Here is a 25,783-nt window from a genome sequence, read left to right as displayed (position 1 = left end):
AGGTGTACTTGACATGCAATTAAATTGGAATTACATTCAAATTAAGGCATGGATACATAATTTTCATATCCATGCCTTAATAAACTTATCATAGAAAGCTATTTACAGAAAAAACTTCACAGTCTCAGTTTAAAAATTCATAACTACTAAATCATCTTATGCCAAAATATTTTATATTACTTAAAACTCAAAAAAAGTCCCAACAGGGACTTTTTTCTATTTCACAGCTGCAACAACTGACATTTCTACTAATAATTGTTCTCTAGCCATTTTTGCTTCTACGCAAGCTCTAGCTGGTTCATGACCATCTACTATCCAAGCATCATAAACTGAGTTCATATCAGCAAAATCTTTCATATCTTTTACATATACAGTTATAGATAATATATGTTTCTTATCTGACCCATATTGATTTAATAATTCTTCAACTTTTGCTAAAACACCAGCTGTTTGTTCTTCTATATCTCCTTCTCCGCAAGTTTGTCCACATAAGTAGATTGTATTGTTAAATACAACTGCCTTACTCATTCTTCCATTTCCTTCAAACCTTTGTATACTCATACTAAATTCCTCCTGTAAATTAAATTGTGTCTATTTTTAAATTTGGTACTGCATTTAGAGACATATCATCTCTCTTACCATTTATAAAATTATAATACCCTGCACAGCCTATCATAGCTGCATTATCTGTACATAATGATAGTGATGGATATTTAATTTCTATATCATGCTCTTTCCCCATTTGAGAAATTTTTTCTCTAAGAGCAGAATTAGCTGCAACGCCTCCTGATAAAGCAATTATTTTATATTTTTTTTCTAAAGCAGATTTTATTGCTTTTGTAGCAAGAACTTCCACAACAGCTTCTTGGAAAGAAGCTGCCACATCTTCTACTACAATTTCCTTATTTTTCATTTTCTGACCATTTAAGTAATTTAGTACCGCTGATTTTAATCCACTAAAACTAAAGTCATATGAATCGTCTATGTAAGCCCTAGGGAAATCTATAGCATTTTTATTTCCTAATTTAGCAAGTTTATCAATTATTGGTCCACCTGGGTATCCTAAATTCATAGCCCTTGCTATTTTATCAAAAGCTTCCCCTGAAGCATCATCTCTTGTTCTTCCTAGTATTTCATAACTATTGTAATCTTTTACTTCTACTAAATGAGTATGTCCTCCAGATACAACTAAAGTTATAAACGGCGGCTTTAAATCTTTATGTTCAATATAATTTGCACATATGTGACCTTGCATATGGTTAACACCTACAAGTGGTTTTTTCAAAGAAAATGCCAATGATTTTGCATAAGACAGTCCTACAAGTAAAGCTCCCACAAGCCCTGGTCCATATGTAACAGATATGTGGTCTATATCTTCTAGTTCAATATTCGCTGTATCTATTGCCTCTTGAAACACGGCATCAATATTTTCTATATGTTTTCTAGAAGCTACCTCTGGTACAACTCCTCCAAATTTTTTATGTAATTCAATTTGAGTAGATACTATATTTGCTAATATTTCTCTACCATTTTTTAAGATAGCAACTGCTGTTTCATCGCAACTACTTTCCATAGATAATGTTATTATATCCTTCATTTTTACACCTCTTTTAGCTGGTTCCACATAATGATGGCATCTTCTTTGTTATCGCTATAGTATTCTTTTCTTATACCACCTATTTTAAATCCATACTTTCTGTATAAATTTTGTGCTACTGTATTAGATGATCTAACCTCTAAAGTCATGGCTACTATGTGGTTTTTCTTGCATAACTCAACCATTTCTTTTACAAGTTTATCTCCTATTTTTTTCCCTCTGTATTCACTGTGAACTGCCACATTTGTAATATGACCTTCATCAACTACAAACCAAACGCCCACATATCCTACTATTTTATCATCTAACTGGGCAACTAAATATCTAGCCAAGTTATTTTTTAATTCTTTTTTTATTGACTCTTTTGACCAAGGATCTACAAAACAATCTTCTTCTACAGCATAAACTGAATCCACATCATCCATTGTCATTGCTCTTATTATAATATTATTTTCCATCTCTTAACCTCTTTTGCTTCTCTTCATATTGTTCTTCTGCTTGAGATTTTCTGATATACATTGGATTTATGTCATAACAATTATGTACGTCTATATTTTGCTCAAATTTATGCTTCGCTATAGTGCATAAACTACTTGCTTTAGTTATATTATTTGCTGGAGATGACATAGTAATATTTGTTATGCTTTCTATTTTTTCTTTATATTTATAAACAGCTTCACCAACTATTACCCATTCTTCTCCTGTAGCTGATAATTCTTCTAATAAATCATCAATTGGAATTATACTTATTTCTTCTAACTCTTTATTTTTATCTTCTTCAACTATGTATTTACAAGTATAAACTTGATTTCTCTGCGCATCTAGTATAGAACATATTTTTTTGTTACAAATATCCATATTAGAACCTAGTATTTCTAGAGAGTTTATACCTATTAAAGGAATATTATTTACATGTGCCATGGCTTTTGCTGTAGCCATTCCTATTCTAAGTCCCGTGAAAGAACCCGGCCCTACGCAAATACCTATGGCATCTATATCCTTAATTTCTATATCACTAAGTTTTAACATATTTTCTATCATAGGCATTAGTTTTTGTGAATGAGTTTTTTTAGTGTTTATAGTATATTCGCAAATTAACTTATCATCTTCTAATACTGCCACATTTGCAGCCATGGTAGATGTATCTATTCCTAGTATCTTCATTATTTAGTCAACTCCTCAACTATTTCTTCGTATTTTTGTCCGAATGGTGTTAGTATCATTTCTCTTCCATTTTCTTTATAATTTAATTCTATTTTTAAATAATCTTTTGGCAATATGTCTTCAATTATATTTGCCCACTCAATTATACAAACACCTTCTGAATCTATATATTCATCAAACCCTATATCGTACATTTCTTCACTACATCCAATTCTATACACATCAAAATGGTACAAAGGTATTCGGCCTTCGTATTCATTTACTATAGTAAATGTTGGACTTGTAATATAATCGTCTACTTCTAAAGATTTAGCTAAACTTTGTGTCATGGTAGTTTTTCCCGCTCCTAAATCTCCAATTAAACAAATCACACTACCTGGAAAAAGTAGCTTACCTAGTTTTTCTCCAATATCTCTTGTTTTCTCTTCTTTGTCTAAAAAAATTGTTTTCATCTATATCACCATAAAATCCTTTATTTCTTATAATTAACCTTTATATTATTAATTATTATTGTCAAATCAATCCGTATTTTAGTCATTTCTTTCTTATACAACTAGATATTATTATATAATAACCTTCATTTATAATAAAGGGGGTATATTCATATACTTAAATTCTAAGTTTAATAAATGCAAAAAAGAGCTAAAATAGCTCTTTTTTATTTTAAAACTTATTTACTAAGTATTTTTTCCATTTTTTTAAATAATGGTAATGTTACTAATGTCATTATACCTGCTTTTAATATATTAAAAGGAGCTATCATCCATATTACAAAAGTCATTAAATCAGTAACTCTTGGATTTATTATAGTTCCCATTTGTATTATTTGCTCTAATGGCATACCATATATGGTTACATATAAAGGTATCATTATAAAGTAATTCATTATACATCCCGTAATAGTCATAGCTACTATTCCTACTAATCCTCCAGCTAACACTCCTTTTGTAGTTTTCAGCTTTTTATAAAATAAACATATAATTAATACATAAGATCCACCTATTACTACATTTGCAAATTCTCCAACTCCTCCAGTAGTACTTGCTGTTATTCCTTGAAGTAAGTTTTTAACTATAACTATAGCAAGCCCCGCCATTGGTCCTAAAGACATTCCCCCAAATATTGCTGGTATATCAGATAAGTCTATTTTTAGAAATGATGGAAATATGGGTAGTGGCACTGATATGAACATAAGAATATAAGCTATTGCTGATAATATGCCCACCTTTGCTATAGTTTTTGCAGATGATAATCCTGGTTTTCTAACTGCATTTTGCATAATATAACCTCCAAATTTTAAATATTTTCTGAAATTAAAAAAACTCGAAGAATTGTAACCTTCGAGTCTTATGAATATTCAAAATGGATTATGGTATATATCATAATTCTCTTCTCTCATCCAGACTGTACTGTCGGCTTTGGAATCTCACCAAATCATGCTACAAATGTAGCTCGCGGGCTATAACCGCCGGTAGGGAATTTCACCCTGCCCCGAAGATCTTCTGTTTTTTTAATTTCTTATTCTATTATTATAATAATTAAACGGAGACATTATGTCAATATAATATTTTAGACAATAAAATCCAATGCATGACTTCAATTTATTTATTTTTCTTATAAACTATTTTTCCATCTATAATTGTATATAATACATGACTATTTATCTCAAAAGGATTATTGTCCCAAATAACTATATCTGCATCTTTTCCAATTTCAATAGATCCAACTTTATCATCTATTCCTAATACTTTTGCTGGATTTATTGTTATGGCTTCCAATGCTTTTTCTGATTCCATTCCATGTTTTATTGCTATTCCAGCACATATAGGAAGATATTGAATAGGAATTACTGGGTGATCTGTCATTAAACAAACATCTAGCCCTGCATTTGAAAGAATTCCCGCCGTTTCAAAAGTTAAGTTACGAAGTTCTATTTTAGATCTTTCCGAAAGAGAAGGCCCCACTATTACTGGATATCCTTCTTCTACCAATTCATCTACAACTAAATGACCCTCTGTACAGTGGTCTAGAGTTAATCTTAAATTAAACTCTTTGGCAATTCTTATGGCTGTAAACATATCATCTGCTCTATGAGCATGAGCTTTAAGAGGAATTTGTCTTTTTAATACTGGTATTAAACTTTCGTATTTTATATCATATTCTGGTTTACTTTCATCATCTTCTTCTAGTTCGCACCTTTCAACTTCTTCTAGGTACTCTTCTGCCTTTTTTAAATTTTCTCTAATTAAAGCTGCTATAGCCATTCTTGTTTGAGGAGTTTTATCGTCACTGCCATAAACGCTCTTTGGATTTTCTCCAAAAGCAATTTTAGCTGCTACAGGATTTTTTATTATCATTTTATCTATAATTCTACCAAATGTTTTTATAGCTATACACTGACCACCCATTACATTTGCACTTCCAGGTGTAGTACAAACTGCTGTTATTCCACCTTGAACAGCCTCTGTGAAGTTTCTATCCATTGGATTTATTCCATCAATAGGATTTAAATGAGGAGTTACAGGGTCTGTTTCTTCATTACCATCAGCTCCTTCTGCTCCCATTCCATCTTCCCAAAGGCCTAAATGTGTATGCCCATCTATAAAACCTGGTAATACTAAACACCCCTTTGCATCTATTACTTGTGCATCTAAAGGTGCTACTATTTCATCACCAATTTCGATTATTTTTTTATTATCTATAAGAATATTACTATTTATTATTCCTTTAGTTACTGTATTTATTGTTCCATTTTTTATGAATATCACTTATTTTCCTCCATTATTAAAGCTTCATAGATAAGGCAACTCTTTGTTTGCCCAAATCTATTCCTATTACTTTAACATCTATTATATCCCCAACAGAGCAAATTTCCATTGGATCTTTTACAAATTTATTACTCATTTGTGATTTATGAACTAAACCATCATTTTTTATTCCTATATCAACGAATACTCCAAAGTCTACAACATTTCTAACAGTTCCTTTTAAGATCATACCTTCTTTTATATCTTCTATTTTCAATACATCTGTTCTAAGTATAGGTTTCATTCCATCTTCTTCTCTAGGATCTCTACCTGGCTTTTTAACCTCTAAAATAATATCTTTTAAAGTTACTTCCCCCACACCTAAATCTTCACTTAGTTGTTTTAAACCTATTTTTTCTACTCGCTGCTCTATATCAGATATATTTTTGTTTTTTATATCATCTAAAGAGTACCCTAATATTTCTAACATTTTTTTGCAAGTATCATAACTCTCTGGATGGACTCCTGTATTATCTAATGGATTTTTGCCATCTTCAATTCTCATAAATCCAGCACATTGAACAAAAGCTGAAGGTCCTAATCTTTTTACCTTTTTAAGTTCCGTTCTTGATTTAAATGAACCATTTTCTTCTCTATAAGTAATTATATTTTTAGCTACAGCTTTGCTTATTCCAGCTATATGTTCTAAAAGTGAGTATGAAGCTGTGTTTAAATCTAGACCAACTTTATTTACGGAATCTTCTACTACTCCATCTAAGACTTCTTTTAGTCTCTTTTTATTTAAATCATGTTGATATTGTCCAACACCTATACTTTCTGGATCTATTTTTACAAGCTCAGCAAGAGGATCTTGAAGCCTTCTTCCTATAGATATGGCACCTCTTATAGAAACATTTATATCTGGATGCTCCTCTGCTGCTAATTCTGATGCTGAGTAAATTGATGCTCCCGCTTCATTTACTATAATGTATTGAGTATCTGCGCCTAATTCTTTTATTAAATCAGATATAAGACTTTCTGATTCCCTTGATGCTGTACCATTCCCTATGGCAATAACATCTATTTTATGAGTTTCTATTAATCTTTTTAGTGCTTTCTTGGTTTGTTCCACTTTACCTTGTGGTTTATGTGGATATACTATTTCTTCATCTAAGAATTTTCCACTGGCATCAACCACTGCTATTTTACATCCATTAACATATCCTGGGTCAAATCCCATAACTACTTTTCCCTTTAGTGGTGGTTGTAATAAAAGATTTTTTATATTTTCACCAAATACACTTATGGCTCTCTCTTGAGCTAATTCTGTCAAATGATTTCTAACTTCTCTTTCTATTGACGGAAATATTAATCTTTTATATGCATCTTCTATGGCTGATACTAATATTTCTTTATTTTTAAAGTTATTTTTATTTATATATTGGTTTTCTATATATTTTAAAATTCTATCATTATCTATTTCTAGTTTAACTTTTAAGAATTCTTCTTTTTCTCCTCTATTTATTGCAAGCACCCTGTGAGAAGCCATATTACTTACTCTTTCACTAAAATCATAGTACATATCATAAACAGATTTTTCATCCTTAGTATTTTTAGTTACTATAACTCCATATTTTAAAGCATTTTCTCTCATATGTTTTCTTATTTGTGCATTATCAGAAATTATTTCTGCGATTATATCATTTGCTCCTTTAAGTGCATCTTCCACAGATAAAACTTTTTTCTCTTCGTCTATAAACTTTTCTGCTTCTAAATTTATATCAGCTATACTTTTTTCTAAAATTAATAGAGCTAAATCTTCTAAGCCTTTTTCTTTCGCTATTGTTGCCCTTGTTCTCTTTTTTTGTTTAAAAGGAGCATATATATCTTCAACTTCTTGTAAAGTATTAGCTTTTAATAAGCTTTTTACTATTTCTTCTGTAAGTTTTCCTTGCTCTTCTATTATTCTTTTTACGTCTTCTTTTCTAGATTGTAAATTTCTTAAATAAGTTAGTCTATCATTAAACTGTCTTAGTATAACATCACTCATTTCTCCTGTCATTTCTTTTCTGTATCTAGCAATGAATGGTATGGTATTTCCTTCGTCTATAAGTTTAATAACATTGTTAATTTGTTCATCTCTTAGATTAAATTCTGATTTTAAAATTTCATTAATATTCAATTTGAACCTTCTTTCTAAAAATAAGGCTTAAGAATATTATTATTCTCAAGCCCTATGTTTTAATTATTTATTAATTTTGTTCATTTTTAAATACTCATTTATAAATAAATCTATATTTCCATCTAGTACACTATCAACATTTCCTACTTCGCAGTTTGTTCTGTGATCTTTTACTAATTTATAGGGTTGAAAAACATAGGATCTTATTTGGCTTCCCCAGGTAATCTGAGAATACTTACCTTGTATATCTTCTATTCTTTCTTTTTGTTCTAATTCTTTTAGGTGAATTAATTTCCCTTTTAGCACTTTCATAGCTGTCTCTCTGTTCATTAACTGAGATCTTTCATTTTGACACTGAACTATTACCCCTGTAGGTAAATGAGTTATTCTTACTGCAGAATCTGTAGTGTTTACATGCTGTCCTCCGGCACCAGAAGCTCTATAAGTATCGATTTTCAAATCTGATGGATTTAATTCAATGTCTATGTTATCGTCCAATTCTGGAGTAATATCCACTGAAACAAAAGATGTATGTCTTTTACCTGATGTATCATAAGGTGATATCCTTACAATCCTGTGGACACCTTTTTCACTTTTTAAATATCCATAAGCATTTAAACCTTCAATTAATAAAGTTACACTCTTAATTCCTGCTTCAGTATCTGGTAGGTAATCTAATGTTTTAATTTTAAATTCTTTATTATTTGCATATCTTGTGTACATTCTAAGAAGAATTTGTGCACAATCTTGAGCATCTAATCCACCAGTACCTGCATTAATAGATAATATAGCATTGTTTTTGTCATACTCGCCATTTAAAAGAGTTTTTATTTTCACCTTATCTAATTCACTTTGAATACTTTGGATTAATGATTCTATTTCTTTCTCAATAGAATCGTCATCATCTTCCATTGCCATTTCTATTAATATGTCTATTTCTTCTAATCCATTTTGTAAATTTTCATATTCTTCTATAGTGTCTTTTAAAGATTTATTTTTTTGTAATACTTTTTGTGCTCTTTCATTATCATTCCAGAACTCTTGCTTTGCGATTTCTTCTTCCAATAACTGGACTTCTTTATTTAGGCCATCTATGTCAAAGAGAAACCCTCAAATCTTTTAAATTTGCAGACATTTGTTGTAATTCTTGTCTGTATTCCTGTTCATTTAGCATTGGAACCTCCAAACTATTTTCCGCAACAATGTTTAAATTTCTTACCACTTCCACAAGGACAAGGCTCATTTCTTCCTACAGTTTTTTCTTTAACTACTGGAGATTTATCAGCTAAATCACTTGGCGATGATAATGTATCAACATCTACTACTGATTTTCTTTCTTTTGGTTGTTGCTCTATAGTTATATTAAATAAATATCTTACTGTGTCTTCTTGAATATGTTTAACCATATCATCAAACATATCAAAACCTTCCATTTTGTATGCAATAACCGGGTCTTGTTGTCCTAATGCACGAAGACCTATACCTTGACGCAATTGGTCCATAGCATCTATATGATCTATCCAATGATTATCAACACATTGAAGAAGTATAATTCTTTCTACTTCTCTCATTCTTTCAGAACCTATTAGTTCTTCTTTTTCTCTATATATATCATGGGCTATTTCATAAATTCTATCACTTAACTCTTGTGTTTTTAATTCTTGTAATCCTTCTACTTCTAAACTATCTTTTGGCATAAATAATCCATATAGATATGATTTTAAATTTTCTAATTCTATACCTTTATCTCCTACATATGCTTCAACTGCAGAAACAATGATATCTTTTATCATACCTTGAATTTGATCATTTATATCTTCGCCTTCTAGCACTCTTCCTCTTTCATCATATATAACTTGTCTTTGTTTATTCATAACATCGTCATATTGAAGAACATGTTTTCTTATACCGAAGTTTCTTCCTTCAACTTTCTTTTGTGCATTTTCTATAGATTTAGTTAGCATTTTATGCTCAACTGGCATATCTTCTTCTAAACCTATTTTTTCTACTACGCCTTGTATCCTTTCACTACCAAATAGTCTCATAAGTTCATCATCTAGTCCAATGTAGAATCTTGAACTACCTGGGTCTCCTTGACGTCCAGAACGTCCTCTTAACTGGTTATCTATTCTTCTAGATTCATGTCTTTCTGTCCCTATGATTGCTAAACCACCAGCTTTTCTAACTTCTTCTTGTTCTTGTTTAGCTTGTTCTTTATATTTTTCATATAAATCATCAAATGTACGCTTAGCTTTTGCTAATTCTTCATTTTCTGCTAATTCTGTTTCTTCTATATGAGTGTCTACTCTTTTTATTGCAGATTCAGTAAATCCTTGTCTCTTTAATTCTTTTTTAGTTAAGAATAATGGATTACCACCTAACATAATGTCAGTACCACGACCAGCCATGTTAGTTGCTATAGTAACAGCACCTAATCTACCAGCTTGAGCAACTATTTCTGCTTCTTTTTCGTGATTCTTAGCATTTAATACCTCATGCTTTATTCCTCTTTTTTTAAGGATTTGAGATAGTTTTTCTGATTTATCTATTGATACTGTACCAACTAATATTGGTTGTTTCTTTTTATTTCTCTCTAATATCTCATCAGCTATTGCATTAAATTTACCATTTTCATTTTTGTAAACAACATCTGCTAAATCTTCTCTTTGAACTGGCTTATTTGTAGGAATTAGAACAACGTCCATTTTGTATATTGATTTAAATTCCTCTTCTTCTGTTTTAGCTGTACCAGTCATACCTGAAAGTTTCTTGTACATTCTAAAGAAATTTTGGAATGTTATTGTTGCAAGAGTCTTAGATTCTCTTTGTACATGTAAGCCTTCTTTGGCTTCTATAGCTTGGTGTAAACCTTCTGAGTACCTTCTACCAAACATTAAACGTCCAGTAAACTCATCAACTATTACAATTTCTCCATCTTTAGCTACATAATCTACGTCTTTCTTCATAATTGCATGAGCTTTTAAAGCTTGAGTTATATGATGATATAATTCTGTATGTTCTATATCAGTTATATTTTCAACATTAAAGTAAACTTCAGCTTTCTTTATACCCGATTCAGTTAAAGATGCAGCTTTTTGCTTTTCATCTATATCATAATCTCCATCTGAGAAATGTGCTTCTTTTTCTTCTTTAGTTTTTTCTTGTTCTGTTTTACTTGGAGCTTTTAATGTTAATACAAATGTATTTGCATCTGTATATAAATGTGTAGATTTGTCTCCAGGTCCTGATATTATAAGAGGTGTTCTAGCTTCATCTATTAATATAGAGTCAACCTCATCCACTATCGCATAGTTTAACTCTCTTTGAACCCTTTGTTCTTTATGAATAACCATGTTATCCTTTAAATAATCAAATCCGTACTCATTGTTAGTTCCGTATGTAATATCACAATTATACTGTTCTCTTCTTACTTCTGGAGTTTGTCCATGAACTATAACACCTACACTAAGTCCTAAAAATTCATAAACTTTACCCATATCTTCCTTATCACGTTTTGCCAAGTAATCATTTACTGTAACAACATGTACACCTTTACCTTCAAGGGCATTTAAATATACTGGCGCTGAGGCAACTAACGTTTTACCCTCACCAGTTTTCATTTCAGCTATTCTACCTTGATGAAGCACCATTCCACCTATAAGCTGAACATCATATTGTCTAAGTCCTAAAACTCTTTTTGATGCCTCTCTTACTACTGCAAAAGCTTCTGGTAATATATCATCTAATGTTTCGCCCTTTAATAATCTGTCTTTAAATTCATTTGTCATATTTTTAAGTTCTTTGTCTCTCATAGACTCGAACCTTGGTTCCATATCATTGATTTTTTCAGCAATCTTTTGGAAATTTTTTAATTCTTTTTTATCTGCCATATTAAATAAATTATCTAAAAAACCCATTATATGCATCTCTCCTCATTGTATTATTATACTATTATACATTTTAACATAAAAATTCATGATTTAATATTAAATATTAACTTAATCAGGTATAATCATACTTCATAATTATAGTTTTAACTACTCTTCAATATTTATTTAAAATTCATCATCTTTTGATGGTGCTATATATTCATAAGCCTGATCATGACTTAACTTTTCAACACTTTCTAACTTTCTATTAATTTGTCTTGTTCTAGTTCCTACTAATTTATCTATTTCTGAACTAGCTTGATTCAGTTTACTTTGGGCAGCGTTTAATACTGTTTCAAATTTAGAGAATTCTGTTTTAACTGCCCCAAGTACTTTCCATACTTCACTAGAATGTCTTTCTATAGCCAAAGTTTTGAATCCCATTTGTAAACTATTTAAAAGTGCTATTAATGTGGTTGGTCCTGTTATATTAATTTTAAAATGCCTTTGCAAATCCTCAACTAGTTGCTGACGTTTAATAACCTCTGCATATAAACCTTCTGTTGGTAAAAATAAAATTCCAAACTCTGTAGTATTTGGAGGGTCTATATACTTATCTCTAATGTCTTTAGCTGATTTTTTAATAAACTTTTCTAATTCTTTAGAAGCGCTATCTATTAATTTTTGATCTCCTTCTTCATAGGCATCTATTAGTTTATTGTAAATATCTAAAGGAAATTTCGCATCTAAAGGTAGATATATTGTATCCTTTGTTTCGTCTTTACCAGGAAGCTTTATTGCAAATTCCACAGTTTCTCTAGAACCTTTTTTTGTAATAACATTTTTAGCATACTGTTCTGGTGATAAAAATTGTTCTAATATACGTTCCAGCTGAATTTCTCCCAATACACCTCTTGTTTTAACATTGGAAAGCACTTTTTTTAAATCTCCAACTCCAGTTGCTAAAGTTTGCATTTCCCCTAAGCCTTTATATACTTGCTCCAACCTATCATTAACCATTTTAAATGATTCACCTAATCTTTTTTCTAGAGTATTTTGTAACTTCTCGTCTACTGTTACCCTCATTTTTTCTAGATTGTCTTCTGTTGACTTAGTTAGCCTTGTAAATTTATCCTCTGTTACCTGTGTTAATTGATTTAGCTTTTCATTTTGTAACTGAGCAAGATTGTCTAAGCTTTTCATCATATTTTCATTAAAAGAATTTAATGTGTTCTCCAAACTTTTTGAGTTTATATCAAATTGATTTTGTTGAAGTGTAGAGAGATTCATAATATGTCTTGATATAGATGATGTTAAACTATCTATAGAAACTTTCATTTCTTGTCTATTTTCTTGTTCGTTTCTTCTTGACTCTTCTCTATTTGTATAAAATTCTTGTCTAGATAGTTTTTCTATACTATCAAATTTCTTTTCTATACCCTCGCTAAATTTTTCTATGTTCGCATCTTTAGGTCTTGTACATATGAAAATATTTATAACTAAAAGCACTATTACTATAATAAGTAATATTTCTGTCAAATTATCAGCTCCTTTTCTCCCCCTTATATTATAGTCTTTTATATTTGTTAAATTTTTCATTCTACATTTTATATGATAACAAAATATAGTTTTTTACTCAATAATCTACATATTAATAGTATAAACCTTTATTTATTAAAAAAAACTTAAAGTTAATTCTACTTATGCTTTTTAATATCACTCGTATTATATCTTAATTATTAAAACATATATTTAACTCAATATAAAAAGGCTATCGATAAAATTATCGATAGCCTTGAATATTTTTAATAATTAATTACCTTATTCATGCTCTATTAAACCATAACCACCATCTTCACGTTTATATACTATAGATATTTCATCGCTATCTATATTTCTAAACATATAGAATCCATGCTCTATTAATTCCATTTGTAATACTGCTTCTTCTGGACTCATTGGTTTCATATCGAATTTTTTACGTCTTTCTATTACTATATCTAAACTTTCATCATCTTCTTCTATTCCTTCATCAATTTGGAATCTAATGCTTTCTTCCTTAGATTGATGTTTATCTTGTAGTTTATTTTTGTATCTTCTTATTTGTTTTTTAAGCTTGTCATAAACAACATCAATTGCAGCATATAAATTTTCTTCACTATCTTCTGCTCTAATAATCGGTCCACTTATAGGGATAATTGTTACTTCTATTTTTTGAGCTGCTTTTTTTGCACTTACAGTTACTTTTACTTCAGTTTCTGGATTAAGATAACGTTCTAACTTTCCTAACTTATCTTCTATTGCGTTTTTGATTCCATCTGTAAGATCTAATTTTTTTCCTGATATTATTATTTTCATAAGAACATCTCCCTTCACTTATGTAAAGCACATGTAATTTTATACTTTACTTTGTGTATTAGTATTTATGCTTTAATAATATATTCTATATTAATTGTTTTTCTCCTTTTTTTTATTGTTAACTTTTTATTTTTTTATATACTGTCGTAAAAAATAGTTTTATGTATTTTTTTATTTACTTTTATATTAATGTGGATTATTAATCAACATTATTTGTGGATAATGTTGATAACTTTGTTGATAACTTTATAAACTGTGCATATTGTCTAATTTTAGTATTTAATATTTATCCACATATAGTAATTATACATTGTTAATTATTTTATTCATTAGTAACAATTGTAACTTAATCATATTCTCAATATGCTGATATACTTTATTTAATATAGATCTATATCTTTATATTATGCAATTTTAATAATATCTATAAACATTTTTTAAAAATAGTTTTCTTTTTTTGTAAAAAAAAAGTACCTCTATAGGTACTTATTGTTTCAGCTGACCTGGTCTTTGACCCCACACTCGCCTACTGCAGCTTTCGCTCGGGTTTGCCTCACTACTAACCATCTCGATTTTAATACCGGTAGGTCTTACATCTAAGACGCACCATGATCATTAACCCAATTTTTAGTGTTAACTTACGTGGATCCTTTAGCCTGCGTCTGGCTTGGACTTGCAACCACAGACCTGAAACATATTACTATTTTAACGGCTTAAAACAATTCTGTCAATAGAATTTTATTCCTTTACGTATACATCTACACAGGTTGTAAGCAATGTAAATATACATATATTATTTACAGAGTTTATTTTCAATACTTTTGATATTTCATTTGCCGTTGATCCTGTAGTAAAAATATCATCTATTAATATTACATTTTTATTTTTAATAAGATTAATATTATCTTTTACCTTAAAACCATTTTTTAATTCTTTTTCTCTATCTTCTTTATTCAATTTATATAACTTTTTTGTATTTTTTTCTCTGCTAACACAATCTAGCACAGGTATATTAATCAAACCACTTAATTTATTAGCTATTTTTTCTGCTTGATTAAATCCTCTTTCCTTTAACCTTTTTTTATGTAAAGGCACAAACAGTATATAATCAGCCTTTATATCTTCTAACATAATTTTTTCTTTCATTAAATAGGCTACATACCTACATAAATAAGTTTTACTTTTATATTTAAAATCTAAAATTAATTTTTTACTTATATCATCATATTCTATACATGCGATTGCCTTATCAAAATAAAAAGTTTTATTATAACAATAGTTACATTCAATTAAACTTTCTCTTTCCAAATTTCTATTTACTATAGGTTTTCCACATTTGTTACATCCATCTAAAATAAACCTTAGCTCCTTAAAACAACTTCTGCAAAGGGAATAAGGATTTTTTAGTTTTATAGGATTATCACAAATTATGCAAGTTATATTTCTAGGATAAATATAGTTTATCACAATTTTAATAGTTTCCTTTATATTATTTAGAATTGACTTTGATATAAGTTTCATTATAATTTACTTAACAACCCTTCTTTTATAAATTTATTTAATTTATACGATAAGTTAGAGTATCTATTATTTATTCTATTGTTTTTAATCATCTGCTCTAAGTATTTAACATCACCAACTAACACAACAAGCTTTTTTGCTCTAGTAACTGCTGTATAAAGTAAATTACGACTTAACAACATAGGCGGTGCCCAAACTATGGGTATAACCACTACTGGAAATTCACTTCCTTGACTCTTATGAATTGTTGTACAAAAACTGTGATCAAGCTCGTCTAGTTCATCATATTTATAAGAAGCAATTTTTATCTTATCAAAAAGTACAAAAACAGTTTTCTTATCTTTATCTATATGAAATATATATCCAATATCTCCATTATATATACCTTCTCCACTATCACTTTTGTCCTCTGTTTCCCATTTTTTTGTGTAGTTATTTCTAATTTGCATTACCTTGTCCCCTACCCTAAAAGTTCTTTTGGCAAACTGTTCTTCTTGTTTATACTTATTAGGTGGATTTAGATATTTTTGCAATTCTATATTTAAATTATTTACTCCCAAGTCACCTTTTCTCATTGATGTTAATACTTGTATGTCTTTTAGTTTATCAAATTTATAAAACTTAGGAAGTCTTTCACTTACAAGTCCTATTATATCATTTAAGATTTCTTCATTGTTATTTTTTCTTAGAAAGAAGAAATCTTTGTTTTTTACATTTAAAAATAGGGGCTCTCCGCTGTTTATTTTATGAGCATTTACGACTATCATACTTTCTCTTGCTTGTCTAAATATTTCATCTAATCGTACAGTTTTTATTACATTAGAATCAATAATGTCTTTTAGAACATTTCCTGCTCCTACTGACGGTAATTGGTCACTATCTCCTACTAAAAGTAATCTTGTTCCTAATTTTACAGCTTTTAAAAGATTGTACATTAATATAATATCAACCATAGATGCTTCATCCAATATTATCACATCAGCATCTATTGGATCTTCTTCATCTTTAAAAAAGACTAGTTCATCGCCATCTGTAGCAAAGCCCATTTCTAGCAATCTATGAATAGTTTTAGCTTCTTTATTTGAAGTTTCACTCATTCTCTTAGCCGCTCTACCTGTTGGAGCACATAGAACTACTTTTTGGTCATTATTTTCAAATATTTTTATTATAGTATTTATCGTTGTAGTTTTTCCTGTACCTGGACCACCTGTAATAATTGTTACTCCATTATTTATAGCTTCTTTTACTGCTAAAATTTGATTGTTCGCTAAACTTATTTCATCTTCTTTTTCAACAACTTTTATTTCTTCTTCTATATTAATCTGTAAATCCTTTGTTTCATGTTGAGATAACTTTACTATTTCTTTGCATACACCATTTTCGCATATATAGTACATCATTAAATATATAAGTATTTCTCCATTCATATTTTCTAAATGTACTTTTTGATCGTATGCTAAATCCATAATTCCATTTTCCACATATTTAGGTTCTACACCTAAAATTTTAACTGATTGCTCAATCAATATTCTTTTGGGTAAATATGTATGACCACTTCCCAAGCTTTGATTTAAAGTAAATAAAATACCCTGCATAATTCTATCTGGAGAATATTTGTCTATACCTATTTTGCTGGCAATATCATCGGCAATTCTAAATCCTATACCTCTTACTTCTTCTGCTAATCTATATGGATTTTTATTTATCACTTCCAAGGATTTATCTTTATATTTTTTATATATTCTTAAACAATAATTAGGAGTTATTCCATAAGGAGATAGTTGTATTATTATATTTCTAAGTTCTCTATTTTCTTCATAGCTTTCTTGGATTTGTTTTACTTTCTTCATACCTATTCCTTCTACTTCAGTTAATCTTTCTGGAGTATTTTGAATAATATCTAAAGTATCAACACCAAATTTATCAACTATTCTTTTAGCCATTTTTTCGCCTATTCCATGTATCATACCAGAAGATAAATAAACATAGATACCATCAAGAGAAGATGGTGTAACGGGTATAAAACTTTGCACCTCAAATTGGGATCCATATATTTTATGATTCACCCATTTTCCTTCTATTTCTATACTTTCTCCTACAGACAAAGTTGGCATACATCCTACAATAGTTATTTCATCATTTTCATTGGCTAAAGAGGCTATGGTATAACCATTTTCTTCATTTTTAAAGACTATATCACTAACCATTCCTTGTAATTTTTCCATTTCAATTCTCCTAAAATCATTTATTAACGCCTACTTATAATTATTAGTATTATAAATATATTTTATGTTATCACTTAATGTAAAAAAATAAAGAGCCGTATTTTATACAACTCTTTATTATTTATGTTAATCATTAAAATTATTTTATTGAAGATTGCTCTCTTAATGCTTCAGCTTTATCAGTTCTTTCCCATGGTAAATCCACGTCAGTTCTTCCAAAGTGGCCATATGCAGCTGTTTGTCTGTATATTGGTTTTCTTAAGTCTAAGTCTCTTATTATGGCACCTGGTCTTAAGTCAAAGTTTTTATTTATTAATTCAACTAATTCAGCTTCAGACACCTTTCCAGTTCCAAAAGTATCTACAAATATAGATAAAGGTTTAGCAACACCTATGGCATAAGCTAATTCTATTTCACACTTATCTGCAAGTCCAGCAGCTACTATATTTTTAGCAACGTATCTAGCAGCATATGCAGCAGATCTATCAACCTTAGTTGCATCTTTTCCTGAGAATGCTCCACCACCGTGTCTAGAATATCCGCCATAAGTGTCTATTATTATTTTTCTTCCTGTTAAACCAGTATCTCCTTGTGGTCCACCTATAACAAATCTACCTGTTGGGTTTATATATATCTTAGTTTCATCATCTAATAAATCTGCTGGTATAACTTCTTTTATTACTAACTCTATTAAATCTTTTCTTATAGTGTCATTATCTACATGCTCACTATGTTGAGTAGATATTAATATAGTATGAACTCTTACTGGCTTATTTCCATCGTACTCTACAGTAACTTGAGTTTTACCATCTGGTCTTAAATAATCTACAGTTTTATTTTTTCTTATTTCTGTTAATCTTCTAGATAGCTTATGTGCTAAAGATATAGGTAATGGCATTAATTCTGGAGTTTCATTACACGCAAACCCAAACATTATACCTTGATCTCCTGCTCCTATAGCTTCAATTTCTTCTTCCGTTTGCTCTCCACTTCTACTTTCTAAAGCTTCATCAACACCCATAGCTATGTCTGATGACTGCTCATCTATAGCAGTTATAACAGCGCAAGTTTGACTATCAAAACCATATTTAGCTCTTGTATATCCTATTTCCTTTACTGTCTCTCTAACTACTTTTTGTATATCTACATAAGCGTTTGTAGATATTTCTCCTGCTACTAATACTAATCCTGTAGTAGTTGTTGTTTCACAAGCTACTCTTGATAAAGGGTCCTTCTCTAATAAAGCATCTAATATTGCATCTGAAATTTGGTCACACATTTTATCTGGATGACCTTCAGTTACTGATTCCGATGTGAATAAATGTCTTGACATTGTATTTCCTCCTTTTATTATCTATTTTTGTCAATTTGGGTAAAAATAAAACCTCTTCTTTAACAGAAGAGGTTAATTATCACATAAAAATTATAATTAACTAACCTCATCTCTCTAACGTTTCCGTTAAGTAGGATTTAGCACCGTTCCCCAATACGGGAGTGGTTGCTGGGCTTCACAGGGCCTGTCCCTCTGCCTCTCTTGATAAGGTGTAATCACGATTACACATATATTTTATTATTACTTTTAACAAGTATATGATAACCTTTTTTTTTTATAGTGTCAAGATTTTATTTATTTTAAGAACACTATTTAAGCTTTCATCATATGATTATGTATAAGTGACTTTATGTTGATTAAAGTTATGTATTTTTTTATTATGTAGTTCATATATTTTTGAAGGGAGGTAAGTTCCTATGTATTTAGCCAAAGTGCATTACAAAAAAGAAAATGTTATAGAAATATTAAGCTTAATACTCAAAGATATAATTAATGAAAATACCGTTGTTATTTGTATAGGAACAGATCGTGCTATAGGAGATGCTTTAGGTCCTTTAGTCGGTACTATGCTTAAAAATAGCGACTTTAAATACCCAGTTTACGGTACCCTAGATAATCCTATTCATGCCTTGAACATATATGAATCTTTTGATCAAATAAAAGAAAAGCATCCTAACAGTGAATTCTTAGCTATTGATGCCTGTTTAGGTTCTATAAATAATATAGGAAACATTCAGATTAGAAAAGGACCAATTCTACCAGGTAAAGGCGTAGGTAAAAAACTCCCGCAAATTGGATCACATTCAATTGTAGGTATTGTGGATAAAGTAGATGAAAATAATAGATTTTCATTTAATAATGTTCGACTTCATTTTATTTTAGAATTGGCTGAAACTATTGCTCTATCAATCTTACTCTCAACCTAAATAGAGTCATCTGTGTACTTATATTAAAAAGGGCTGTACATACTAATTAAATTATTATGACAGCCCTTTTATACTATTTTTTATTTCTTCTCTTAAATGTTCCGCCAGTTTCTAGTAAATCTAATGTGCTTAATGATGAACCTGTTCCTCTTGCAACACAAGATAAAGGCTCGTCGGCAACTATTACTTGAATTCCTGTGGCTTCTTCAATTCTCTTATCTAAATTTTTTAATAAAGCTCCGCCACCAGTCATCACTATACCAGACGTACTTATATCTGCTGCTAATTCAGGTGGAATTTTTTCTAATACAACTCTAGTTGTAGCTACGATTTGCTTTATACATTCTTCTAATGCTTCTGCTATTTCTTGTGAACTAACTTCTATAGTTTCTGGTAAACCTTTTATTATATTTCTACCGCTTATTTTCATAAATTGTTCTTCACTATCTTTCATAGCTGTTCCAATTTCTACTTTTAGCTTTTCTGCACTTCTCTCCCCTATAAGAAGATTATGTTTTTTCTTAATATACGCTACTATAGCAGCATCAAACTTATCTCCACCTATTTTTATTGAGTCACTAACTACCGCTCCTCCAAGAGATATAACCGCTATGTCTGTAGTTCCTCCACCTATATCTATTACCATATTTCCATTTGGTAGTGATATATCCATACCTGCACCTATGGCTGCTGCAATTGGTTCTTCTATTATATATACCTCTCTTGCACCTGCTTCTCTTGTGGCTTCTTCTACTGCCCTTTTCTCAACTTCCGTTACACCTGTCGGCACACATACCATTATTCTTGGCATTACAAGTCTTCTAAATCCTTTTTTCTCAACTATCTTTTCTGTAAAGTATTTTAACATTTTTTCAGTTGCTTCATAATCAGAAATAACACCATCTTTTAACGGTCTTATTGCCACTATATTGGCAGGTGTTCTCCCTATCATTTTTCTTGCTTCATTTCCAACTGCTAAAACTGTATTTGTATTTTTTTCAATTGCAACTACCGATGGTTCTTCTAGTACTATGCCCTTACCATCTACATAAACTAAGACATTTGCCGTGCCTAAATCTATTCCTATATCTGCTCCAGCCATATTTTCACTCCTTTTATTATTCATATATATTAAACTTTATTTGATTTCTCTTAAAGACCTCTATGTTACAAGATATACAAAAAAATAATATAAGTCAAGAAAAAAATTCAGGTTTTATAGTACATTTTTTACTAAGATTGTTTTTATTTTTATTTTATATTATTATTTATTTTTATAATTTAATTTTTTAAATTTTCATGTCGTTTTTTGGCATAAACTTCAAGACCGCATTATTAGATTAAAACTTTTTAAATTCAAAAAAGTGCAGGATATACCTACACTTTTTTTTCGCTTTCATATTTAAGCTTTGTTGCCATACCACCTCGAATATGTCTTTCTGATTTATTCTTTTCTAAAACTCTCTTAACCTCTAAAGCTAGAGAAGGATTGATTTCTTCTAACCGTTCCGTTACATCCTTATGAATAGTACTTTTACTTACACCAAAAGTTTTAGCGGTTTGTCTTACTGTAGTATTTTTTTCTAATATATACTTTGCTACAATAACTGCTCTTTCCTCTATATAGGATCTCACTCCCTTCCCCCCTAACATCATATCCTTATTGATATATATGAGAGAAAGTCAAAAAATATAACAGGTCCAACCAAATATGATTGAACCTGTTAAGCTTTATTCTAATAAACTCATTGGATTAATAGCTGTGTTATTTTTGTATGCTTCTAAATGCACGTGTACTCCACTTAAGCATTCTACATCACTAGTATTACCTGCATACCCTATACGTTGCCCTTCTTTTATCTCATCGCCTTTTTTTACTGTAATATTCTTACCTAAACTAGAATATACAAATTCAGTATCTTTACCAGATTGAATTTTTACAGACATACCATATTCATCGTCATCATATACATCTAATACAGTACCAGGAGTTAATGATTTAACCTCTTGATTTTCATTTGCTTCTATGTCTAAAGCTTTATGTATTTCCCAAACTTCTAAAGTTTCTGAATAGCTTGGCTCTTTTTCTGAATAATCTCTTATTACTTGATTTCCTAAGTAGCTTATTTTATTATGTTCAGCTTCCTTTGCTTTTGCTAAGTTTTGTTCAGAATCTGTAGCAGTTGGAAGAACATCATTTTTTTTGTCTTCAGTTAAATGTATTTCATCTTCACTTTTTGTTGGAGTATTCTTCGATAATAAATCGTCTACGTTTTTGTTGGTAAACCAAATTCCTCCAATGGCTAAAATACAGACACATATAAACAAGGATAGATAAAAAGCATCCTTTTCTAATAATTTCTTTTTCATGTTGTACCTCCAAATATATTAATACATATTTAGATTATTAACTAATAATTAATATTTATACAACATTTTTACATTTTTGGAATATTAATACATATCTTTTATATCACTATCTTTAAAGTAGTGAAATAATATATCGTGATATTTGTATCCTTTTTTTGCCATTCCTTCTGCGCCCCATTGGCTCATTCCTACACCATGGCCATAGCCTTTTACAGTAAAGCTCATTTCATCATTATTATAATTTATTGTAAAGTTAGCTGAATTTAAACTCAATATTTTTCTCATATCAGTTCCACTTATTTTAACATTTCCTACTTCAACTGTTTTTACACATCCACCTTCCGTCCTGTTCACTATACTTACTTGCTTATCTAATTTGTCTAAAGATATGTTTATCTGTGGATATATATTTTTTATGTATTTAATAAACTTACTCTTTTTTATTGAATAAGTAGTTGAGTATTTGGGTGATTGTTCTTCATATGGGCTATCAACAGATACTAAGTATGGGTATTGAGTAGAGAAAACATCTTTACTATTTTCAGTTTTACCTGAAGAAGTTGAAAAATACAAAGGTAAAATTGCCTTCTCATTATAAGTTACAATTTGACCCTTAGTATCATCTACAGCTTTTTTTACTTTAACATAATCACCTTTTATCCAATCTTCGCCCTTCACATTTTTTAAATCTTTATATGATGTGTAAGCTTGGCAGTGAGCAGAGTTTGTACAAACTGTTGCATTTTTATGTCCAGATGCAATGTTATTCTCCATTTTATACATAACATAAGTTCTAGCAGCTATAGCTTGAGCTTTTAAAGCTTCTACATCAAATGTTGATGGCATTTCACTAGACAATACTCCATAAAGGTATTCTTCAATATCCATTTTCTCTATTTTATTTTCATTTACTTTGTAAACATTTATATTTGGTGATTCCTTATCTACTTTTTCATACGTAATATCTTTAGCAATTTTTTTAGTCATTTTATTCTTTACAGTTGGGGTTCCCGAGTCTCCATAAAACACTAAACTTCCAATTACCGATACTATAACCAACGAAAGAGATAGCAATAAAATAAAAACAAAAGGTTTTTTCATATATCTTCCTCCTAAGATTTAAGCTTCTTAAATATATGAAAAAACCCATTTTTTTATTACTAATTATTATTCGACTATCTCTATATTACCACCTAATGCAGTTATTTTTTTATCTATATCTACATATCCTCTTTGAATATGATAAATTTCTCCTATTTCAGTTTCACCTTCTGCTATAAGACCACAAAGTATCAATGCAGCTCCAGCTCTTAAATCAGTGGCATTTACTTTAGCTCCATTTAACTCTTCTACGCCTTCTACAACAGCCGTTCTACCTTCTATTTTAATATTTGCTCCCATTCTATTGAATTCAGCAACGTGCATAAATCTATTTTCAAATACTGTTTCTATAACTACTCCAGTTCCTTTTGCAACAGTAAGCATAGCCATAAATTGAGCTTGAACATCTGTTGGAAAACCTGGGTGTGGTAAAGTTTTTATATCTATAGATTTTAACTTCTGTGGTCCTATTACCCTTATAGAATTATCCATTTCTATAATTTGACAACCAGCTTCTCTTAATTTTGCCGTCACAGGTTTTAAATGTTCAAGAATTATATTTTCAATAGTTATATCACCTTTTGTCATAGCTGCAGCTACCATGAAAGTAGCAGCTTCTATTCTATCAGGTATTACATCATGCTCTGTGGCTCTTAATTCTTTTACACCTTTTATTCTTATTGTATTTGTTCCTGCACCTCTAACATCTGCTCCCATTTCATTTAAGAAATTAGCTAAATCAACTATTTCTGGTTCTTCTGCAGCATTTTCTATTATAGTAGTTCCTTCTGCTAATACTGCTGCCATCATTATATTTTCAGTAGCTCCTACTGATGGAAAATCTAGGTATAACTTACTGCCTGCTAATCTATCTGTTTTAGCTTCTACAAACCCATGATCCATTACTACGTTTGCACCTAAAGCTTTAAATCCTTTTAAGTGTAAATCTATTGGTCTAGTACCTATAGCACATCCCCCTGGCATAGATATTCTAGTTTGATTAAATCTTGCTAGTAATGGTCCCATTACCAAGAAAGACGCTCTCATCTTTCTTACTAATTCATATGGAGCATCATAAGTTTTTAGATTAGTTGCATCAACAGTTAATGTAGTTCCGCTATATTCAACTTCAGCACCTAAATGTCTTAATAAATCTGATATAACATGTACATCTTTTAAATTTGGTACTTCTCTAAGTACTGATTTTCCTTTTGCTAATAAAGTTGCTGCTATTATTGGTAATACAGCATTTTTTGCACCATCTATTCTAACACTACCTTTAAGTGGATTACTCTTTTTTACTATTATTTTAGCCATTGTTTGTCTCTCCTCATTAAACTTAATAATCTAATTTTATTATAGGTGTAGCCATGTAGATTAAAGTCTTATCTTCATTATCGCTATACCTAATTCCTATATTTAAATTGACCTTATTCTCTAAATAATCTAAATCGTTTTCTGTTAGCAATTTACTATATGCTGTAACAGAAACCAAGCTATCTTCTCTTACTCTATCTATTTCCTTTGCATTCATATTATACAATATATTTTCTAAAATATCATTACATTTATATAATTGTAATTTTTTTGTATATTCTCCAGCCATACAAAGGTAAATCTCTGCATCATTTGAACATCTATTAAGTATATCATCTAAGTTTCGATAAATATCTCCTATATTTTTATATAACTTATTGCCTAATATGTCAATAATTATATAGTATTCTTTACTATTTTTTTTGATTGCTGTAAATGATACATTGTAAGAGCTATCTTTAATTTGAGCATAAATTTTAACCCCATTGTCATTTTCTTCTCTCAGTATAATTTTATCTGATTTTATATTTAAAGAATTTACAATATCTTCACACATACTTTCTATTTGTTTTTTATTGTTTATATCTGATATAACACAATTAATTTTTATATTATAAAACTTAAAATTCGCTTCTGTTTGCTCAAATGCTTTTATAAAATTATCAGTCCATGTATTATATTTTACATCTGCATAAGATGTAAATATTCCTATGATGAATAATAGTAATAAAGTTGTAACAAATTTTATAACTTTCATAGTAAATCCCCCTTAATAAATGGTTTGTGTTAGCTTTTATTTAAATTATTGACATTATCAGAAAGGATATACGACTTAATAGGATTAAAATTAATATTTTTAATATGATAAATAATTACTTAAGAACAAAAAGGTTATATACTTTTAGTATATAACCTTCTATATTATTTATTGTCTAATTGTTTCCTATTATTCAACTGTAACTGACTTAGCTAAGTTTCTAGGCTTATCTATGTCACACCCTCTCATTTGGGCTACATGATATGAAAGTAGCTGCATTGGTACAACAGCTGTTATACTTGCAAACATATCATCA

At 29.7% G+C, this 25,783-nt stretch carries 22 protein-coding genes and 2 riboswitches; of the genes, 1 reads left to right on the top strand and 21 read right to left on the bottom strand.

The genetic code is table 11. From position 1 onward, the window contains the following. Positions 1-216: 216 nt before the first annotated feature. The 15 genes from K0040_RS17135 to metK form a co-directional block, all read right to left on the bottom strand. The gene (locus tag K0040_RS17135) at positions 217-561 is read right to left on the bottom strand and encodes a RidA family protein (RefSeq protein ID WP_228109954.1); all 345 of its coding nucleotides are present in this window, start codon (positions 559-561) and stop codon (positions 217-219) included. A 19-nt stretch (positions 562-580) separates the two neighbouring features. After that, positions 581-1,597 carry a tRNA (adenosine(37)-N6)-threonylcarbamoyltransferase complex transferase subunit TsaD gene (gene tsaD, locus K0040_RS17130; protein WP_228109953.1) on the bottom strand — a complete coding sequence of 339 codons (1,017 nt, stop codon included), beginning with the start codon at positions 1,595-1,597 and terminating at the stop codon, positions 581-583. Between the two features lie 2 nt (positions 1,598-1,599). After that, positions 1,600-2,055, bottom strand: coding sequence for a ribosomal protein S18-alanine N-acetyltransferase (gene rimI, locus K0040_RS17125; RefSeq protein WP_228109952.1), 456 nt, complete (start codon positions 2,053-2,055; stop codon positions 1,600-1,602). Then, the gene (gene tsaB / locus K0040_RS17120) at positions 2,045-2,761 is read right to left on the bottom strand and encodes a tRNA (adenosine(37)-N6)-threonylcarbamoyltransferase complex dimerization subunit type 1 TsaB (RefSeq protein WP_228109951.1); all 717 of its coding nucleotides are present in this window, start codon (positions 2,759-2,761) and stop codon (positions 2,045-2,047) included. Before tsaB ends, rimI begins: the two co-directional genes overlap by 11 nt. Then, the gene (tsaE, locus tag K0040_RS17115; protein WP_228109950.1) at positions 2,761-3,213 is read right to left on the bottom strand and encodes a tRNA (adenosine(37)-N6)-threonylcarbamoyltransferase complex ATPase subunit type 1 TsaE; all 453 of its coding nucleotides are present in this window, start codon (positions 3,211-3,213) and stop codon (positions 2,761-2,763) included. The genes tsaB and tsaE overlap by 1 nt, the downstream gene beginning before the upstream one ends. Positions 3,214-3,431: 218 nt before the next feature. Then, positions 3,432-4,040, bottom strand: coding sequence for an ECF transporter S component (locus K0040_RS17110; RefSeq protein ID WP_228109949.1), 609 nt, complete (start codon positions 4,038-4,040; stop codon positions 3,432-3,434). Positions 4,041-4,144: 104 nt separating this feature from the next. Beyond that, a riboswitch (FMN riboswitch) is annotated at positions 4,145-4,264 on the bottom strand. A gap of 98 nt (positions 4,265-4,362) precedes the next feature. Continuing rightward, complete coding sequence (locus tag K0040_RS17105) at positions 4,363-5,529, bottom strand: amidohydrolase (protein ID WP_228109948.1); 1,167 nt, start codon at positions 5,527-5,529, stop codon at positions 4,363-4,365. Positions 5,530-5,545: 16 nt separating this feature from the next. Continuing rightward, complete coding sequence (locus K0040_RS17100) at positions 5,546-7,690, bottom strand: Tex family protein (RefSeq protein WP_228109947.1); 2,145 nt, start codon at positions 7,688-7,690, stop codon at positions 5,546-5,548. A 63-nt stretch (positions 7,691-7,753) separates the two neighbouring features. Continuing rightward, positions 7,754-8,864, bottom strand: a protein-coding gene (prfB, locus tag K0040_RS17095) for a peptide chain release factor 2 (RefSeq protein ID WP_228109946.1) whose coding sequence is annotated in 2 segments (ribosomal slippage) — positions 7,754-8,788 and positions 8,790-8,864 — 1,110 coding nt in all. Because the reading frame shifts where the segments join, the coding sequence is not laid out codon by codon here. Positions 8,865-8,877: 13 nt separating this feature from the next. Then, the gene (secA, locus tag K0040_RS17090; RefSeq protein WP_265588926.1) at positions 8,878-11,607 is read right to left on the bottom strand and encodes a preprotein translocase subunit SecA; all 2,730 of its coding nucleotides are present in this window, start codon (positions 11,605-11,607) and stop codon (positions 8,878-8,880) included. Between the two features lie 138 nt (positions 11,608-11,745). Next, positions 11,746-13,158: a DNA recombination protein RmuC gene (locus K0040_RS17085; RefSeq protein ID WP_228109945.1), complete on the bottom strand. Its 1,413-nt coding sequence runs from the start codon at positions 13,156-13,158 to the stop codon at positions 11,746-11,748. 222 nt (positions 13,159-13,380) lie between these two features. Then, positions 13,381-13,917, bottom strand: a complete 537-nt coding sequence (gene hpf / locus K0040_RS17080) for a ribosome hibernation-promoting factor, HPF/YfiA family (RefSeq protein WP_228109944.1) — start codon at positions 13,915-13,917, stop codon at positions 13,381-13,383. A gap of 738 nt (positions 13,918-14,655) precedes the next feature. Then, complete coding sequence (locus K0040_RS17075) at positions 14,656-15,438, bottom strand: ComF family protein (RefSeq protein WP_228109943.1); 783 nt, start codon at positions 15,436-15,438, stop codon at positions 14,656-14,658. After that, positions 15,438-17,663 (bottom strand): SF1B family DNA helicase RecD2, encoded by a 2,226-nt coding sequence (gene recD2, locus K0040_RS17070; RefSeq protein ID WP_228109942.1) that lies wholly within the window; start codon positions 17,661-17,663, stop codon positions 15,438-15,440. Before recD2 ends, K0040_RS17075 begins: the two co-directional genes overlap by 1 nt. Positions 17,664-17,802: 139 nt before the next feature. Continuing rightward, the gene (metK, locus tag K0040_RS17065; RefSeq protein WP_228109941.1) at positions 17,803-18,996 is read right to left on the bottom strand and encodes a methionine adenosyltransferase; all 1,194 of its coding nucleotides are present in this window, start codon (positions 18,994-18,996) and stop codon (positions 17,803-17,805) included. 103 nt (positions 18,997-19,099) lie between these two features. Further along, a riboswitch (SAM riboswitch) is annotated at positions 19,100-19,207 on the bottom strand. Between the two features lie 205 nt (positions 19,208-19,412). On the opposite strand from metK, the gene yyaC reads away from it, so the two are divergent. Further along, positions 19,413-19,922, top strand: a complete 510-nt coding sequence (yyaC, locus tag K0040_RS17060; RefSeq protein ID WP_018589988.1) for a spore protease YyaC — start codon at positions 19,413-19,415, stop codon at positions 19,920-19,922. A 73-nt stretch (positions 19,923-19,995) separates the two neighbouring features. On the opposite strand, the gene K0040_RS17055 is transcribed toward yyaC, so the two are convergent. From K0040_RS17055 to K0040_RS17030, 6 genes are all read right to left on the bottom strand, one after another. Next, positions 19,996-21,024 carry a rod shape-determining protein gene (locus K0040_RS17055; RefSeq protein WP_074920302.1) on the bottom strand — a complete coding sequence of 343 codons (1,029 nt, stop codon included), beginning with the start codon at positions 21,022-21,024 and terminating at the stop codon, positions 19,996-19,998. 275 nt (positions 21,025-21,299) lie between these two features. Then, positions 21,300-21,557: a sporulation transcriptional regulator SpoIIID gene (gene spoIIID / locus K0040_RS17050; protein ID WP_018589986.1), complete on the bottom strand. Its 258-nt coding sequence runs from the start codon at positions 21,555-21,557 to the stop codon at positions 21,300-21,302. 96 nt (positions 21,558-21,653) lie between these two features. Further along, positions 21,654-22,292, bottom strand: coding sequence for a M23 family metallopeptidase (locus tag K0040_RS17045; RefSeq protein ID WP_228109940.1), 639 nt, complete (start codon positions 22,290-22,292; stop codon positions 21,654-21,656). 84 nt (positions 22,293-22,376) lie between these two features. After that, positions 22,377-23,393 carry a stage II sporulation protein D gene (gene spoIID, locus K0040_RS17040; RefSeq protein WP_228109939.1) on the bottom strand — a complete coding sequence of 339 codons (1,017 nt, stop codon included), beginning with the start codon at positions 23,391-23,393 and terminating at the stop codon, positions 22,377-22,379. A gap of 66 nt (positions 23,394-23,459) precedes the next feature. Then, positions 23,460-24,710 (bottom strand): UDP-N-acetylglucosamine 1-carboxyvinyltransferase, encoded by a 1,251-nt coding sequence (gene murA, locus K0040_RS17035; protein ID WP_228109938.1) that lies wholly within the window; start codon positions 24,708-24,710, stop codon positions 23,460-23,462. 22 nt (positions 24,711-24,732) lie between these two features. After that, positions 24,733-25,467 carry a YwmB family TATA-box binding protein gene (locus K0040_RS17030; protein ID WP_228109937.1) on the bottom strand — a complete coding sequence of 245 codons (735 nt, stop codon included), beginning with the start codon at positions 25,465-25,467 and terminating at the stop codon, positions 24,733-24,735. Positions 25,468-25,783 lie beyond the last annotated feature (316 nt).

Origin of the sequence: Terrisporobacter petrolearius (assembly GCF_020748185.1) — a bacterium.
Classification (GTDB): domain Bacteria; phylum Bacillota; class Clostridia; order Peptostreptococcales; family Peptostreptococcaceae; genus Terrisporobacter; species Terrisporobacter petrolearius.
This window is presented reverse-complemented; position numbering and strand designations above follow the sequence as displayed.

Bases quoted from the DNA above. Each gene is read 5' to 3' on its own strand.
- rimI (WP_228109952.1), bottom strand. From the start codon at position 2,055: ATGGAAAATAATATTATAATAAGAGCAATGACAATGGATGATGTGGAT.
- murA (WP_228109938.1), bottom strand. From the start codon at position 24,710: ATGGCTAAAATAATAGTAAAAAAGAGTAATCCACTTAAAGGTAGTGTT.
- K0040_RS17075 (WP_228109943.1), bottom strand. From the start codon at position 15,438: ATGAAACTTATATCAAAGTCAATTCTAAATAATATAAAGGAAACTATT.
- K0040_RS17085 (WP_228109945.1), bottom strand. From the start codon at position 13,158: ATGAAAAATTTAACAAATATAAAAGACTATAATATAAGGGGGAGAAAA.
- tsaD (WP_228109953.1), bottom strand. From the start codon at position 1,597: ATGAAGGATATAATAACATTATCTATGGAAAGTAGTTGCGATGAAACA.
- K0040_RS17055 (WP_074920302.1), bottom strand. From the start codon at position 21,024: ATGGCTGGAGCAGATATAGGAATAGATTTAGGCACGGCAAATGTCTTA.
- K0040_RS17045 (WP_228109940.1), bottom strand. From the start codon at position 22,292: ATGAAAAAGAAATTATTAGAAAAGGATGCTTTTTATCTATCCTTGTTT.
- K0040_RS17030 (WP_228109937.1), bottom strand. From the start codon at position 25,467: ATGAAAGTTATAAAATTTGTTACAACTTTATTACTATTATTCATCATA.
- tsaE (WP_228109950.1), bottom strand. From the start codon at position 3,213: ATGAAAACAATTTTTTTAGACAAAGAAGAGAAAACAAGAGATATTGGA.
- secA (WP_265588926.1), bottom strand. From the start codon at position 11,607: ATGGGTTTTTTAGATAATTTATTTAATATGGCAGATAAAAAAGAATTA.
- spoIID (WP_228109939.1), bottom strand. From the start codon at position 23,393: ATGAAAAAACCTTTTGTTTTTATTTTATTGCTATCTCTTTCGTTGGTT.
- yyaC (WP_018589988.1), top strand. From the start codon at position 19,413: ATGTATTTAGCCAAAGTGCATTACAAAAAAGAAAATGTTATAGAAATA.
- tsaB (WP_228109951.1), bottom strand. From the start codon at position 2,761: ATGAAGATACTAGGAATAGATACATCTACCATGGCTGCAAATGTGGCA.
- hpf (WP_228109944.1), bottom strand. From the start codon at position 13,917: ATGAAAATAATAATATCAGGAAAAAAATTAGATCTTACAGATGGAATC.
- recD2 (WP_228109942.1), bottom strand. From the start codon at position 17,663: ATGGAAAAATTACAAGGAATGGTTAGTGATATAGTCTTTAAAAATGAA.
- K0040_RS17110 (WP_228109949.1), bottom strand. From the start codon at position 4,040: ATGCAAAATGCAGTTAGAAAACCAGGATTATCATCTGCAAAAACTATA.
- K0040_RS17135 (WP_228109954.1), bottom strand. From the start codon at position 561: ATGAGTATACAAAGGTTTGAAGGAAATGGAAGAATGAGTAAGGCAGTT.
- metK (WP_228109941.1), bottom strand. From the start codon at position 18,996: ATGTCAAGACATTTATTCACATCGGAATCAGTAACTGAAGGTCATCCA.